Annotated in this window: 13 protein-coding genes; all 13 read left to right on the top strand. The window is 48.1% G+C overall.

Going from position 1 to position 14,485, the window contains the following annotated elements; genetic code table 11:
* The first annotated feature begins 33 nt into the window (after window positions 1-33).
* The 13 genes from LCY76_RS20085 (at window position 34) to LCY76_RS20025 (ending at window position 14,459) form a co-directional block, all read left to right on the top strand.
* On the top strand, window positions 34-588 hold the full coding sequence (locus LCY76_RS20085; RefSeq protein WP_248254115.1) for a TRAP transporter small permease: 555 nt from the start codon (window positions 34-36) through the stop codon (window positions 586-588).
* Window positions 585-1,859, top strand: coding sequence for a TRAP transporter large permease subunit (locus LCY76_RS20080; protein ID WP_248254114.1), 1,275 nt, complete (start codon window positions 585-587; stop codon window positions 1,857-1,859). Before LCY76_RS20085 ends, LCY76_RS20080 begins: the two co-directional genes overlap by 4 nt.
* Window positions 1,860-1,878: 19 nt before the next feature.
* The gene (locus LCY76_RS20075; RefSeq protein WP_248254113.1) at window positions 1,879-2,904 is read left to right on the top strand and encodes a C-terminal binding protein; all 1,026 of its coding nucleotides are present in this window, start codon (window positions 1,879-1,881) and stop codon (window positions 2,902-2,904) included.
* A 25-nt stretch (window positions 2,905-2,929) separates the two neighbouring features.
* Window positions 2,930-3,982 carry a TRAP transporter substrate-binding protein gene (locus LCY76_RS20070; protein WP_248254112.1) on the top strand — a complete coding sequence of 351 codons (1,053 nt, stop codon included), beginning with the start codon at window positions 2,930-2,932 and terminating at the stop codon, window positions 3,980-3,982.
* Window positions 3,983-4,011: 29 nt separating this feature from the next.
* Window positions 4,012-5,274, top strand: coding sequence for a nickel pincer cofactor-dependent isomerase, group 22 (locus tag LCY76_RS20065; RefSeq protein ID WP_248254111.1), 1,263 nt, complete (start codon window positions 4,012-4,014; stop codon window positions 5,272-5,274).
* Window positions 5,271-6,617, top strand: coding sequence for a hypothetical protein (locus LCY76_RS20060; RefSeq protein ID WP_248254110.1), 1,347 nt, complete (start codon window positions 5,271-5,273; stop codon window positions 6,615-6,617). Before LCY76_RS20065 ends, LCY76_RS20060 begins: the two co-directional genes overlap by 4 nt.
* 30 nt (window positions 6,618-6,647) lie before the next feature.
* Entirely contained in the window at window positions 6,648-7,799 is a 1,152-nt protein-coding gene (gene dgoD, locus LCY76_RS20055; RefSeq protein ID WP_248254109.1) for a galactonate dehydratase, read from the top strand.
* 25 nt (window positions 7,800-7,824) lie between these two features.
* Window positions 7,825-10,014 carry a dihydroxy-acid dehydratase domain-containing protein gene (locus tag LCY76_RS20050; RefSeq protein ID WP_248254108.1) on the top strand — a complete coding sequence of 730 codons (2,190 nt, stop codon included), beginning with the start codon at window positions 7,825-7,827 and terminating at the stop codon, window positions 10,012-10,014.
* 35 nt (window positions 10,015-10,049) lie between these two features.
* Window positions 10,050-11,000 (top strand): U32 family peptidase, encoded by a 951-nt coding sequence (locus tag LCY76_RS20045; RefSeq protein WP_053356817.1) that lies wholly within the window; start codon window positions 10,050-10,052, stop codon window positions 10,998-11,000.
* Entirely contained in the window at window positions 10,988-11,926 is a 939-nt protein-coding gene (locus LCY76_RS20040; protein WP_248254107.1) for a sugar kinase, read from the top strand. The genes LCY76_RS20045 and LCY76_RS20040 overlap by 13 nt, the downstream gene beginning before the upstream one ends.
* Before the next feature lie 18 nt (window positions 11,927-11,944).
* Window positions 11,945-12,619, top strand: coding sequence for a bifunctional 4-hydroxy-2-oxoglutarate aldolase/2-dehydro-3-deoxy-phosphogluconate aldolase (locus LCY76_RS20035; protein WP_248254106.1), 675 nt, complete (start codon window positions 11,945-11,947; stop codon window positions 12,617-12,619).
* Window positions 12,620-12,700: 81 nt separating this feature from the next.
* The gene (locus tag LCY76_RS20030; RefSeq protein WP_248254105.1) at window positions 12,701-13,474 is read left to right on the top strand and encodes an IclR family transcriptional regulator; all 774 of its coding nucleotides are present in this window, start codon (window positions 12,701-12,703) and stop codon (window positions 13,472-13,474) included.
* A gap of 82 nt (window positions 13,475-13,556) precedes the next feature.
* Entirely contained in the window at window positions 13,557-14,459 is a 903-nt protein-coding gene (locus LCY76_RS20025) for a fumarylacetoacetate hydrolase family protein (RefSeq protein ID WP_248254104.1), read from the top strand.
* Window positions 14,460-14,485: the final 26 nt, after the last annotated feature.

The following is a 14,485-nucleotide window of genomic DNA, read 5'->3' as shown; positions in this document are numbered from 1 at the left end:
GCGGTAAATCGGGATGAAAGGTGGGAGAAGAAGATGGAGAAGGTCTCAAGGTTCTTGGAAAAAATGCTGAATATTTTTATGGCCGCAGCACTGGGGTTAATGGTCATTCTTGTATTTGGAAACGTGATATTGCGCTACCTTTTCAACTCAGGAATTACATGGTCAGAGGAGATGTCGCGTTACTTATTTGTCTGGCTGACATTTCTTGGAGCCATTGGTGCTTTTAAAAGCAAGGAACACCTTGGAGTGGACATGCTGGTCAGGCGGCTGCCCAGGGGAGCAAAGAAAGCTGTCCTTGTGGTCAGTGATCTGCTTATGCTGTTTGTTCTCTTTCTGGTGATGGAAGGAAGCTGGAAGATGACCGTTATCAATATGGACAGTAAAGCACCTGCTACAGGCCTGCCGCTTTCGTTCGTTTATGGAACGGGGATTTTAGTCAGTTTAGCCATGGGGTTAATACTTATCAACAATCTGTATAAAGTTCTGTTCAACAAGCTAAAGGATGAAGATCTGATCTTAATCAGTGATTCAGAAGAATTGGTAGATTATCAGGAAGGCAATTTAGGAAAGGAGGAAAAACAAGCATGATTGGAGTGTTTATAGGGTCTCTCCTTGGAACGATGGCACTTGGTATGCCTATAGCGTTTGCTCTGCTGTTAAGCGGGGTTGCTCTTATGTTCTTTCTCGGTATCTTCGACAGTCAGATCATCGCGCAAAATTTAATCAACGGAGCAGACAATTTTCCATTGATGGCCATCCCATTTTTTATGCTGGCTGGTGAAGCCATGAATGCCGGCGGTCTCTCTCAGCGTATCGTCCAGATGGCCATGTCCATGGTCGGACATATCAGAGGCGGCCTTGGTTATGTAGCCATCATTGCTAGTGTCTTGTTTGCAAGTCTTTCTGGCTCCGCTGTAGCAGATACAGCTGCACTGGGAGCCATCTTGATCCCGATGATGGTGAAGAGCGGCTACGATATTAACCGTTCGAGCGGTCTTATTGCTTCTGGGGGGATCATTGCTCCGATTATCCCGCCGAGTATTGGCTTTATCATATTCGGGGTCACGAGCGGTGTCTCCATCACTAAACTTTTCATGGCTGGGATTGTACCTGGCGTGATGCTGGCAGTGGGGCTTTGTGTGTCATGGGCCATTGTTGCCCACAAGGATAAGGTGCAGGTTCAGCCTCGTAATTCCATGAAAGAGATTTTGATTTCTGTCAGAAAAGGGTTCTGGGCTCTTTTATTGCCGGTCATTATTATCGGCGGCCTGCGCGGAGGAATCTTCACACCGACTGAAGCGGCGGTAGTTGCGGCAGTTTATGCGCTGTTCGTCGGATTGGTGATCTACCGCGAACTGAAGGTGTCTGAGCTCTTTACCATCTTGGTAAGGGCGGCCAAGATGACGAGTGTTGTCATGTTTCTTGTGGCGGCAGCACTTGTATCCTCATGGCTGATTACGGTAGCCAATCTGCCTGCTCAAGTCATTGGACTGCTCGAGCCGCTTATGGGTCATCCCCTGCTCATACTGCTCATGATCAACCTGTTAGTCATTCTGATCGGAACGGCTATGGATATGACACCAACGATTCTTATCCTTACCCCTGTTTTAATGCCTGTTATTCAGCAAGCGGGAATTGACCCGGTTTATTTCGGAGTTCTGTTTATTATCAATAATGCCATCGGTCTCCTGACTCCTCCGGTAGGTACAGTATTGAACGTAGTATGCGGAATCAGCAAGATCAGTATGGAAGACATTATGAAAGGAATATGGCCGTTTCTCCTGGTGGAAGTGGTCGTGCTGATCCTGCTGATATTATTCCCGTCCCTTGTCATGGTTCCGCTTGGATGGTTTACCTGATAAATAAGGAGTGAAAGAGATGAGCAAGTTTAAAGTTGTGGTAACAGACTGGGAATATGATGATCTGCGGTTTGAAGAAGCCGTTTTTCATCAATATCCCGAAATAGAACTGATTGCGGCTCAGTGCCGTACAGAGGAAGAGGTCATTGAGGCCTGTTGGGATGCGGACGCATTAATTAATCAGTACGCGCCTCTCAGCAAATCCGTTATTGAGAAGCTCGGAAAATGCAAAGTCATCACCCGTTATGGAGTGGGTGTCAACACGATTGACCTGGAAGCGGCAACAGCGAAGGGAATCTGTGTCGCCAATGTGCCGGATTATTGCATGGATGAAGTGGCTGACCACGCGCTTGCCCTTCTGCTTTCTGCGAAACGTAAAGTCGTGGCCGCCAACCAAAACGTGAAGAAGGGGCTGTGGGATTTTAAAGTCACCCAGCCGATCCACCGGCTGCGCGGACAGGTGCTCGGACTTGTGGGCTTCGGAAAAATCCCACAAAGCCTCGCGGAAAAGGTCAAGCCTCTAGGGTTTAAGGTGGTGGCTTATGATCCGTATTATCCTGTGGGAGAAGCTGAGAAAAAAGGTGTCCAGCTCGCAAGCCTTGAGGAACTATGCCGGATATCAGACGTCATCTCTGTGCACGCTCCATTGACCGAGGGAACAAGAGGAATGATCAATGACTCACTGTTCTCTGTGATGAAAAGCACCGCTCTTCTGATCAACACTTCAAGGGGCCCGGTTGTGGATGAACAAGACTTAATTGATGCATTGGAATCAGGGGAAATCGGCGGGGCGGCTCTGGACGTGATTGAGGATGAACCGATTTCCGTCAGCCACCCGTTCCTCTCCATGGAGAATGTGATTATTACACCGCATGTCGCCTGGTATTCCGAGGAAGCGGCGAAGGAGATGAGAACGAAAGCTGCGCTCGGAGCAGTGGATGTGCTGATCTGCAAGGAATTTCCGAAGTATCTCGTCAATGTTCAAGTCAAAGAGCAATCGCAGCTTAAGTCCAGTCAGCCTGAAAACCGTTATGTGATGAGTTAGGCAAATTAATTCAAGGGGAAAGAAAATGAAAAAATGGGTGAAAAAGCTGGCGATAGGGATTGTCATTCCGGGGATATTGGTTCTAGGGGGCTGCGGTGCTTCCAAATCGGGGGGAACAGCTTCGGGTTCGGGGAAGAGCGGGATTCATCAGCGGACGATCAAAGCAGGAATCGGTTTGAATGAAGATCATCCTGAAGGACAAGGAATGATTAAGTTCAAAGAGCTTGTGGAGAAGAAGAGCGGCGGGAAAATGAAAGTCCAAAACTTCTTCAGTGCCACGCTTGGCGATGATCAGAAGATGACAGAAGCCTTGCAGGGCGGTCTTCAGGAGGTTACGGTTCCTTCTACGTCTCCGCTTGTTGGAATGATCAAGGAATACGGCATTTTTGATTTCCCTTTCGTATTTAATACAGAGGAAGAGGCTTATGCTGTCCTTGATGGAAAAGTGGGACAGGAGCTTTTGAAAAAACTGCCTGAGCACGGTCTGGTTGGACTCGGATACTGGGAGAACGGCTTCCGTAACCTGACGAACAGTAAACATCCGGTGAAAACCGCGGCAGACTTTAAAGGGCTGAAAATCAGAACGATGCAAAACGAGGTTCACCTGGATGCCTTTAAACAGCTGGGTGCCAATCCTTCACCAATGGCTTTTTCAGAAGTGTTTACCGCCTTGGAAGGTAAAACGGTAGATGGCCAGGAAAACCCTCTCGCAACCATTAAATCAAGCAAATACGATGAAGTTCAGTCTTACTTAAGCATGACAAAGCACGTCTACACACCGTTTGTTTTTCTCGTCAGCAAAAAATTCTGGGACGGGCTGTCTAAAGAAGAACAGAAGATCATGAAGGATTCTGCGGTGGAAGCCGGTAAATACCAGCGCGACTTAAACCGTAAAGAAAATGAAAAAGCGCTGAAAGATCTTGAAAAAGCAGGCATGAAGGTCAATGAAGTATCTGATGCTGAAAAAGAAAAGATGAAAGAAATCATCAAGCCGGTGACCGATAAATACGCCAAGAAGTTTGGAGAAGACCTGGTCAAACAAATGATGGGCGAAGTAGACAAAGTAAGAAACCAATAAAGAGAAGCACCATTTGAGGAGGAAGATGGATGGAAATCATATCACAGCTTCTTCATGAAATACCCTTGCCAAAGATGATGAGAGTAAAGCAGGTCTTCCATGCCCCTGTGCTGGAAGACACAGCGGAGGAGGTTCGGAAAACCCTTAAGGATACAGGCCTTTTATCGAGAATATCTCCGGGAGACCGGGTAGCCATTGCGGTAGGAAGCCGGGGAGTTGCCGACCTTCCCATCCTTGTCAGGGAGACAGCAGCAGCGGTTGAATCCGTTGGAGGCTCTCCATTCATTGTTCCTGCCATGGGAAGCCATGGCGGAGCGACCGCTGAAGGGCAGCAGGAGGTTCTCGAACAGCTTGGTGTAACGGAAGCGTCAACAGGTGCACCGATCCTGTCGAGCATGGAAGTCGTGCAGACCGGCACTCTGCCAAACGGACTTCCGGTGTATACCGATAAACATGCCTATGAAGCAGATAAGGTTATCGTCATTAACCGGATCAAGCCTCATACTGCGTTTCGCGGTCCTGTCGAGAGCGGACTGATGAAGATGATCACGATCGGCCTTGGAAAGCAAAAAGGAGCAGAAGCCGCCCATGCCTACAGTTTTAAGCACATGGCCGAGCATGTTCCTGAGATGGCCAAGATCGTCCTCTCCAAGGTTCCTGTCATTTTTGGGCTTGGAACGATTGAAAATGCCTATGACCGTCCCGCCAAAATCGTGGCGGTTCCAGCCGAAGAACTCGAACAGACGGAGCCCGGCCTCTTGCTCGAAGCCAAGCAGCTTATGCCAAAGATCATGTTTGATCCGATCGATGTGCTGATCGTCGACGAGATCGGAAAAGACATTTCGGGTGACGGAATGGATCCAAACATTACAGGAAGATATGCTACCCCGTATGCTTTTGGCGGACCTAAAGTGTCCAGGATTGCCGTACTCGGCCTGACAGAGAAGACGCATGGAAACGCAAACGGAATAGGCATGGCGGACATGACGACAAGAGCATTGGTTGACAGTATCCATTGGGAAAAAGGGTATGCCAATGCCTTAACGAGTACGGTAATCAACGTCATCAAAGTGCCGATGGTTCTCGAAAGTGAGGAAATGGCGATCCAAGCGGCCATTAAAACCTGCAATGCGTATGATCTTACAAAAGCCAGGGTCGTCCGCATTAAAAATACGCTTGAATTAGAGCATATCTGGATCTCGGAAAGCCTGATGGAGGAAGCGGCGGGACAAAAGGAAATAGAAGTGCTGACTGAACCGGCGGCAATGAATATAGCTGGCGAAAAAGGGTGATATTACTCGCTGTTTACAGCATGATGGTTCTTTCCTATACGGTGAATCTGTTTTTAGACAGCGTCATGCTTGATGAAGTAACGGGTATTCTTGCCCTGCTTTCTCTCATTCTTTCCTTTCCCAAGGCGTCAGGCTTATACAAAACCACTGGAACGGTTTTCATGGTGATCGGCTTCTCTCTGTATCTCTATTTGCAGAGGCCGCTCCTTGAGCTTCCGCATTACATGAATTCAACGGTTGTCCTGCTCGTTATCTTTTATGTTCTTCCTTTTATCAACAGTATTATCATCGTCGGGCGGTACGATAAGAGTGTCAATAAACTGCTCAAGCGGCGCGTCGGCCATCTTGGGCAGCTCTATTACAGAAGCTCTCTTGCCAGTTTTCTGCTCGGCTCTTTTTTAAATATAGCGACCATCCCGCTCGTAGAATCGGTGCTGCGGCGCAATCTTCAGAAGGTAGAAGACCGTGTACGAGATCTTTTCATCAGCCGGGCGATGCTCAGGGGATATGCCCTTTGCCTGGCATGGAGCCCGATGGAAATCCTGGTGGCGATCAGTGTGGATATCACACACTCTGACTATGTTCACTTGCTGCCGTGGCTTTTCTTGTTTTCTACGATTCTCTTATTCGTGGACTGGCTGATCGGCTTGAGATACCGGAAGTTCCGGGTGGAGCAGTCTGCAGCGGCTGAGGATATGCCGCTGGATGCCAGGACCGTCAAAAAGGTAGCTGTCCTTCTTCTGTATCTGAGCATATTTATTGCCGCAGTCATTTTGGCCAAGAGATGGCTGGGCGTGAATTTTCTCATGTCCGTCGCTCTCGTGATCCTTCCTTATTCCATCATCTGGGCGCTGCTGATTAAGAGGGCTAAATCATATACATCTTATAGTTTGAGAGAATGGCGGCGCAGGGCCGGGTCGCAGCAAAATTACATCGTTCTGTTTTTGGCGGCAGGTTTTTTAATCAGCACCTTGAAAGAAACACCTTTTCTGGACTATCTTCAGCAGCCTTTTGCTTCCGTTCAGCATATGCCCTTTTATATGTTCGTTATGATTCAGATCATTTTTCTGGGACTCGCCATGATTGGATTTCATCCGCTCGTGACCATCAGTATTCTGGGTGAAGTCATTCAGCCTCTGTTAGGACAGGTTAACCCTTTGAGCTTTGCGATCGTTCTTATTACATCGGGGCTGTCTACCGTTATGGCGGGGCCATATAACATTACCGTTTCCTTAACCGGAAGTTTGTTAAATCAGAATCCCTATCGCATTACATTCTGGAACATTGGCTTTGCCTTTCTATACAGCAGTGTAGGCACAATAATAGCCTTGCTGCTGCTGTGAAAATAGAGCAGTGCCAAAGAAGGAGGTCATATGACAAGGATTACAGGATTTCAGCTGTATAAAGTTGCACCCCGCTGGCTGTTTTTAAAAATTGAAACAGACGAAGGTATTTCGGGCTGGGGAGAACCAATCGTTGAGGGAAAAGCAAATACAGTGGAAGCATGTGTTAATGAACTCAAGTTTTATTTTTTGGGTAAGGATCCTCGCCGTATAGAGGATCATTGGCAGGTCATGTACCGTGGGGGCTTCTACCGGGGCGGACCGGTCTTTATGAGTGCGATCTCGGGGATTGAACAGGCCTTATGGGACATCAAGGGGAAATTATATAACCTTCCTGTTTACGAAATGCTTGGCGGCAAAGCCCGTGAAAAGATTAGAGTGTATTCATGGATCGGCGGAGACAGGCCAAGTGATGTAGCGGCTGAAGCAAAAATAAAATCAGAGCAGGGCTTTACCGCTGTAAAAATGAATGCAACAGAAGAAATGGATTATATTGATTCTTTTTCAAAGGTTGAAGAAGCCATAAACCGGATAGGGGCCGTTCGTGATGCGGTAGGAAAGGATTTTGGCATCGGAATCGATTTTCATGGAAGAGTCCACAAGTCTATGGCTAAGATTCTTGCCAAAGAACTGGAACCCTACCGCCCGATGTTTATTGAAGAGCCTGTGCTGCCTGAAAACAATGAAGCGTTAAGAGAAATTGCCAGATATACCACCGTTCCTATCGCAACAGGAGAGAGGCAGTATACAAGATGGGGGTTCAAGCAGCTGCTGGCAGACGGGTATGTCGACATTATTCAGCCTGACCTTTCACATGCCGGCGGTATATTGGAATGTAAAAAAATAGCTGCCATGGCTGAAGCTTATGACGTTTCTGTTGCCCCGCATTGTCCGCTTGGGCCTATTGCATTGGCTTCTTCATTACAGCTGGATGCCTGTACTCCTAACGCGATCATTCAGGAACAGAGCCTGGGCATTCATTACAACGCGGGCAGTGATTTATTGGATTATCTTGTTGATCCCTCTGTATTTAAGTACGACGATGGCTTTGTCGAGATCCCTGAGGGTCCTGGTCTTGGAATTGAAGTATGTGAGGAGAGTGTGAAAGAGGCTGCTGAACGGGGACATGAATGGAGAAACCCGGTTTGGAGAAATGCAGACGGCAGTGTGGCTGAGTGGTAAAAGAAAAAAGAGGCGGTGAAATAAAATGAAATATCCTTACATTCACAATACATATAACCCTTATCGAGACAATGTTCAGGGAAAGGCCAATGAGCCGATCTGTGTTGCAGGCCTCCTGGACCGGTCAAAGCAGATCATCGGACACTCTTATGAAGGAGAAGCGCCGGACTGGACCCTGGAGGAGATCTACAATCGTCTTCATGAGAATGCGCCGAGGATCGCTATTATTGGAGGTTCTTCAGACCATCCGGCACATATCATGGACTTTCAGACGTCTTCCAGAGCAGCTTTGCGGATATGGCAGAATGGCGGTGTTCCCTTCTATTTCTCAACCCCTGTCATGTGTGATGGAACGGCTCAAAGCAACCAGGGAATGAGCTATTCTCTTCAAAGCAGAAATGCGGTGGCGGAAATGGTAGTGAATCAGATTGAGGCACATAGCTATCATGGCGCCTTTGTTATTCAGGGCTGTGATAAACAGCCGCTTGGGGTTGTAAGCGCCCTGGCTCATCTGGACCGCATCCGTAATTACAGGGGAGAGGCGCCTTTTTTTGCGACATTCGCACCGGCTCATGTCTTGCAGGGAGGAACAATTCCTGCAGATTTATTTGAGGAGCTTGAATCAGTGGCAAAAACTGCAGAGGAAAGGGGAGCTGAGGATATTGCCTTTGATCTTCGGGATGCCATGGCCTACATCCTTCAATGCTCATCCAACACTGCCTTTCAAGGAGTGCTTCAGCGGGCGAAAGAAAGAGGGTTCATAACCCAGGCGGCCCACGATGATTACGAAAAGCGCCTTGCGGTCAATACGTGTGACGGGCTCGGCGGCGTATGCGCCTTTAATGGAACAGGAAATAGCTCCCGTCATTTAGTAGCCGGGATGGGTCTGGTCCATCCAGAACTGGAGCTTCTGACCGATCCGCCTTCGCAGGAGCAGATTAATACGGCATTGGACGCACTGTCTGTCATGATCAATCAGCCGGCCTTTGGAGTTTCAAATATCTTGGCGGCAAATATCAAAAACGCGGTTCGTATTCACAGTGCTTCAGGAGGATCCACCAACCTGATGATGCATATTGTAGCGGGCATGCTGTATGGCGGCTACACGTTCAGTCTTCATGAACTGGACAGGATCCATCATGAAGTGCCGGTACCCGATTTGTTTGATTACAGCCTTACTCAGGGCAGGGATATTTTTGCCCTGGCGATGCAATGCTGCTCAGGCAACAGCCGGGGCATGGAGTCGCTGTTTTATGAATTGCTCCAGAACGGAGTTCCGATGGATGTGGATGCGCCGACTGTAACGGGAACAAGCTGGCGCGGCCGGCTGGAGAAGGAAGGGAAGAGCCCGATCGAAAGGATTGCGCAGAACCCTGTCATCCTTTCGAAGCCGCGACGTCCATACAGCGGAGTGGATGTACTGACCGGGAATTTTTTCGAAAGTGCCGTCGTGAAAATCAGTGGGATGACCACCAGGCAGCTCGATGAGTTTGATAAAAAGGCAGCTTTTGTACTTTATTATGAAAATGAAGAGGATGCGAATCAAGGTCTGCTTGATGCTGAATTGATTGAAAAGCTTCGAAAGGACCGGCTGTTTTCCCATGAAAACTTGATTGCGGTTCTGAAGCAGAACGCTCCAGAACGTTATTCAGCTTATGCAGACCTTTCCTATGACCCATTGTTTGATGCCCTGGTGGAAGAAAGTATTTTAAAACTCGCTGTTGTCGTATCGGGTCAAGGCCCTGTGGCTTTCGGCATGCCGGAGATGTTTACTCCGATGCAGCATATTAACGCCAGCAGGAAGCTGAAAAAGCTGGCGACGCTCATCAGTGATGGACGCTACTCAGGCGTAACATATGGAGCTGCTGTCGGCCACATGACGCCTGAAGCGAAGGAAGACGGCGGGATTCTTTACCTCCAGACAGGAGATGTTCTGTTCCTCGATTTTCGAGAACGAAACATTCAGTTCATGGAGGAAGCTTCTTTTCAAAAAGGTGAGCTGGCCTTTGAGTTTGATCACATCCGGCAGCATCGGAAAGCCTTGGCTGAAAGCAGGATGGCAGCAATCCGCAAGCGCCAGCGGATGGTTGCGGCAAGCAATCGCCTGACTAGCCATACGGATGCAGCGCACGGAGTTGTCCCGCTGCAAGTGTTTGAAGAAGCTGACCTTGATTACACCAAGGATGCAGTCTCCCTGAAACTGGCTAAACGTTAAGTTCTTTTACTAAAAACGGAAAGGTGGAATGCAGGTTGGAACAGACAAGAAATGCGATTGAGAAACTGGGGTTTCCAGGACGAGACTGTCATGAACTGCCAGATTCAACAAAAACTTTCCCTGACGGCGCACAGTATCGGGTGGAGATTCCAAGTGTGGAAGGGCCGGCTTCTTTTGAAGCAGTCGTTGAAGCTTGTGAGCAATATGAGGTGGACATTCACCGGATTTCACAGGGAAGCGGCATCATGCTGCTGACGGATGAAGAACTTGAACAGATGTCAGCCATCGGCAAGCGGGAAAACCTTGAGGTCAGTTTGTTTGTAGGGCCGAGGGGAACGTGGGATGTATCAGCCATGCAATGGGCAAGCGCCGGAAAAATAGCCGGCCTGCGTGTTCAGGGAATGGACCAGCTCGTTTATTCCATTGAGGATATAAAAAGAGCATGCAACGCCGGAATCAGGAGCATCCTGGTGGCGGATGAAGGATTGCTATGGCTGGTGAACGAGTTTAAGAAAATGGGTGAACTGCCGGGAGACCTTATCGTGAAGGTTTCGGTGCAGGTCGCCCAGGCTAACCCCGTTTCCATCCGGCTGATGGAACAGATCGGGGCCGGAACCTACAATGTTCCTACCGATCTCACACTGTCCAGGTTAGCTGCGATCAGGCAGGCTGTTGATCTTCCGATTGATATTTATGTAGAGGTACCGGACGATGTAGGCGGGTTTATCCGGCACTATGAAATACCAGAAATCATCCGTGTAGCAGCTCCCGTTTATATCAAATTCGGCTTGCGGAACGCACCGAACATTTATCCTTCAGGTTCCCACCTTGAATCGACCTCAATCGCTCTATCAAAAGAGCGAGTAAGAAGAGCCAAGCTCGGACTTGAAATGATTAAGCGGTATGCTCCTCATTTAAAGGTTTCCAAAAGGGGAGCAGAAGGCATTGCCACCCCAGTGCACGGTGAAAAAGTATGGACGTCGTAACGTTTGGCGAAACGATGGTGCTCTTCCATCCATCATCAGCGGTCCCTCTCCGCTTTGCGGGACAATTTGAAAAAACGATCGGAGGAGCAGAATCCAATGTTGCCATCGCTCTCTCGAGGCTGGGACATCAAGCAGGATGGATAAGCAGACTGGGGAATGATGACTTTGGAATATATGTCCGGAATTTTATCAGAGGGGAAGGAGTGGACACTTCCAGAGTAGTGTTTGACCAAACAAGATCTACAGCCATTTTTTTTAAAGGAAAACGTACAGAACAAGAACCAAAGGTCTACTATTACCGTTCAGGTTCCGCTGCCAGCAGGATGTCTCCGGAAGACTTGGACGAAGACTATCTATCCAAGGCAAAGTATCTGCATCTAACGGGTATTACTCCGGCGTTAAGCGACAGCTGCCGAGATCTTGTTTTCCATGCCATTGCGATGGCAAAACGGCACGGAGTTATGGTTGTTTTTGACCCTAATATCCGGTTGAAGCTTTGGAGTAAGGAACAGGCAAAAGAAACCTTAATTGAAATCGCTTCTCGATGTGATATTGTCCTTCCTGGAATAGAAGAAGGGATTTTAATGACCGGCAAATCTCAGCCTGAAGAAGTTGCCCGGATGCTTTTGAAGAATGGGAGCAAAGCCGTTGTTGTGAAATTAGGAGCTGAAGGAGCCTATTATGATAATGGCAGTGAAAGGGGATATATAGAAGGTTTCCCTGTTTCACGCATGGTGGATCCCATTGGGGCGGGAGACGGTTTTGCTGCAGGTTTTCTTTCGGGTCTGTTAAGAGGATGGACGTATCAGGAGGCTGTGAGGCTGGGGAATCGTGTAGGCGCCTATGCTGTAACCGTTTCTGGAGATGTGGAAGGCTACCCGTATTTTGAACAAATCATACGGGATAATGAGGAAATCCCTAGATGAGGAAAAAGGAGGCATCGCATGCTGCCAAAAGTGAAATTGCTTGAAGAATTAACGGAAAGCGGCATTATAGCAGTGATACGCCGAATGCCGAGAGAACAAATCATTCCTATCGCTGAAAGCCTAGTAGACGGAGGAGTCAGTGCCATTGAAGTTACGGTCGATTCTCCAGACGCCTTCCTTGTGATAGAGGAGTTGTCTGATCAGCTGAAAGGCCGTGCGATCGTCGGGGCGGGTACGGTGATTGACAGTGAATCTGCGAGGCTCGCCATCCAAAGCGGTGCAGAGTTCTTATTTAGTCCATCCTTGCATGAGGAGGTTATCCGAATGGCGCTCCGCTATGGAAAAGTGGTGATGCCGGGAGTTATGACCCCTTCAGAAATGATTCAAGCCATTGAATGGGGAGCTGATATGGTCAAGCTCTTCCCTGCCTCTGTTTTAGGTGCTCAATTTGTAAAAGACGTCAAAGCTCCTTTTCCGCACGTACCAGTCGTTCCAACAGGGGGAATCCACCTTGATAATGCAGCCTCCTATATTGAGGCGGGTGCTGCTGCAGTTGGGGTAGGAGGCAGCCTCGTCCATGCTGAAGCTGTTCAAACAAAAGATTATACCCGTATTCAGCGAACCGCTGAGCAATTTGTTTCCATCGTTAATGGTGCACGCCAATCACTCTCCCTATCTGACAATATGCGTTAATTAGAGTCTTTCCAATATGAGGTATGTTACTATTAGGAAAAAGACAAACCTACTAAACTTCTGTTAAAGGGTGATTGAAAAATGCCAATTATTCAGTCTGTAGACCGTGCACTTCGAATCCTGGATCTTTTTGATGAATATGAGACCGAATTGAAGATTACGGATATCAGTTCAAGAATGAATCTTCATAAAAGCACCGTTCATTCGCTATTAAAAACATTGCAGCACTATCGATATATTGAACAAAACTTGGAAAATGGAAAATACAAGCTTGGGATGAAGCTGTTCGAACGCGGGAACTTTGTCATTCATAATCTGGACATCCGTTCTGTCGCTAAAAAGCATTTAATGGAACTTTCAATGCAAACGGGGAACACGATCCATCTCGTTATTTTAGACGGAAAAGAAGGCGTTTACATCGATAAGGTAGAAGGTTCTGCGGCTACTATTCTATACTCCAGAATCGGGCGCAGGATTCCTGTTCACTGCAGTGCTGTCGGAAAAGCGCTCGTCGCTTTTAAAGGCCAGGACGAGCTGGCATCTATCCTAAAAGATTATGAGTACATCAGCCAGACTCCTAAAACGATTACGAATGAAAAAGATTTTTTGGCTGAACTTGATAAAGTTAAAGAAGAAGGCTATGCCGTTGATAATCAGGAAAATGAACCGGGAGTATCCTGTATTGCTGTACCGGTCAGGGATCACTCAGGGAACGTCATCGCCGCCATCAGCATGTCGCAGCCTGTTCACCGAATCAATAAAAAAGCGGTAAACGAGGTTTTCAGTATGCTGAAGGATACGGCAGATAAAATTTCACATGAGCTCGGGTTCGGTGTAAAAGCCTCTTCCAGCTGATCCTGTCGGCACTCCGTATTGCAGGAGTGTGCCTAATAACGAAAACACGGTTTTATAATATAAAACAAAAGGAGAGCGACCAATGCGAATTTTACGTTATGAAAGAGAAAAAGGGACTTACACTCTGGCGGCGCTGGCAAATGATGAAAGAATCTATGACCTCCCTTATCCTGACTTTATGGATATGATCTATGCCTCTGAACAATCAGGGAAAACCCCGCTTCACTATGTTCAAGATCTGATCGCAGGGCAGGGGCCGATCGAAGAAACGCTGGAGCAGCTCCAGCTGGCCGTTCCGATAACGGCACCGGAAGTATGGGCATCGGGTGTGACGTATGAGAAGAGCAAGGACGCCAGAAATTATGAAGCCACCGCAGGAAAATTGGATGCAGACACGTTTTACGACAAAGTATACGAAGCAGAACGCCCGGAAATCTTCTTTAAGTCAACGGCAGCAAGAACGGTTGGCCCTGGACAGCCCGTCTATTTGCGCAGTGATTCCGACTGGCAGATTCCTGAACCGGAGCTTGGGCTGGTGCTGAGCAAGAGCGGAAAGGTGCTCGGGTATACGGCGGGGAACGATATGAGCTGCCGGGACATTGAAGGTGAAAATCCTCTGTATTTACCCCAGGCCAAGGTTTGGAAGCATTCGTGTGCCATCGGTCCGGTCATCTTACTGGCTGATGCGGTAGACGATCCGTATTCCTTTGATCTCGCGTGCCGAATCTACAGGGCGGAGGAAAAGATAGTGGATGGATCGGCGAATACGAAGCAGCTGAAGAGACGATTTGACGAGCTGGTAGAGTTTCTTGCCCGTGACAACGACTTGTTTGACGGAACGGTTTTACTGACAGGTACATGCATTGTGCCTCCTAACGACTTTACCTTAAAGGACGGCGACCGGATTGAGATTGAGATTTCTTCGATCGGTGTTTTGAACAACCCTGTGAAAAAGCAGGAAAGCAAGATTGCAGCAGCTCGCTAGACCTTAAAAAGACTGAATTTTCAGGG

The organism is Fictibacillus marinisediminis (genome assembly GCF_023149135.1).
Classification (GTDB): Bacteria; Bacillota; Bacilli; order Bacillales; family Fictibacillaceae; genus Fictibacillus_C; species Fictibacillus_C marinisediminis.
This window is presented reverse-complemented; position numbering and strand designations above follow the sequence as displayed.

Bases quoted from the DNA above. Each gene is read 5' to 3' on its own strand.
- LCY76_RS20085 (WP_248254115.1), top strand. From the start codon at position 34: ATGGAGAAGGTCTCAAGGTTCTTGGAAAAAATGCTGAATATTTTTATG.
- LCY76_RS20080 (WP_248254114.1), top strand. From the start codon at position 585: ATGATTGGAGTGTTTATAGGGTCTCTCCTTGGAACGATGGCACTTGGT.
- LCY76_RS20075 (WP_248254113.1), top strand. From the start codon at position 1,879: ATGAGCAAGTTTAAAGTTGTGGTAACAGACTGGGAATATGATGATCTG.
- LCY76_RS20070 (WP_248254112.1), top strand. From the start codon at position 2,930: ATGAAAAAATGGGTGAAAAAGCTGGCGATAGGGATTGTCATTCCGGGG.
- LCY76_RS20065 (WP_248254111.1), top strand. From the start codon at position 4,012: ATGGAAATCATATCACAGCTTCTTCATGAAATACCCTTGCCAAAGATG.
- dgoD (WP_248254109.1), top strand. From the start codon at position 6,648: ATGACAAGGATTACAGGATTTCAGCTGTATAAAGTTGCACCCCGCTGG.
- LCY76_RS20050 (WP_248254108.1), top strand. From the start codon at position 7,825: ATGAAATATCCTTACATTCACAATACATATAACCCTTATCGAGACAAT.
- LCY76_RS20040 (WP_248254107.1), top strand. From the start codon at position 10,988: ATGGACGTCGTAACGTTTGGCGAAACGATGGTGCTCTTCCATCCATCA.
- LCY76_RS20035 (WP_248254106.1), top strand. From the start codon at position 11,945: ATGCTGCCAAAAGTGAAATTGCTTGAAGAATTAACGGAAAGCGGCATT.
- LCY76_RS20030 (WP_248254105.1), top strand. From the start codon at position 12,701: ATGCCAATTATTCAGTCTGTAGACCGTGCACTTCGAATCCTGGATCTT.
- LCY76_RS20025 (WP_248254104.1), top strand. From the start codon at position 13,557: ATGCGAATTTTACGTTATGAAAGAGAAAAAGGGACTTACACTCTGGCG.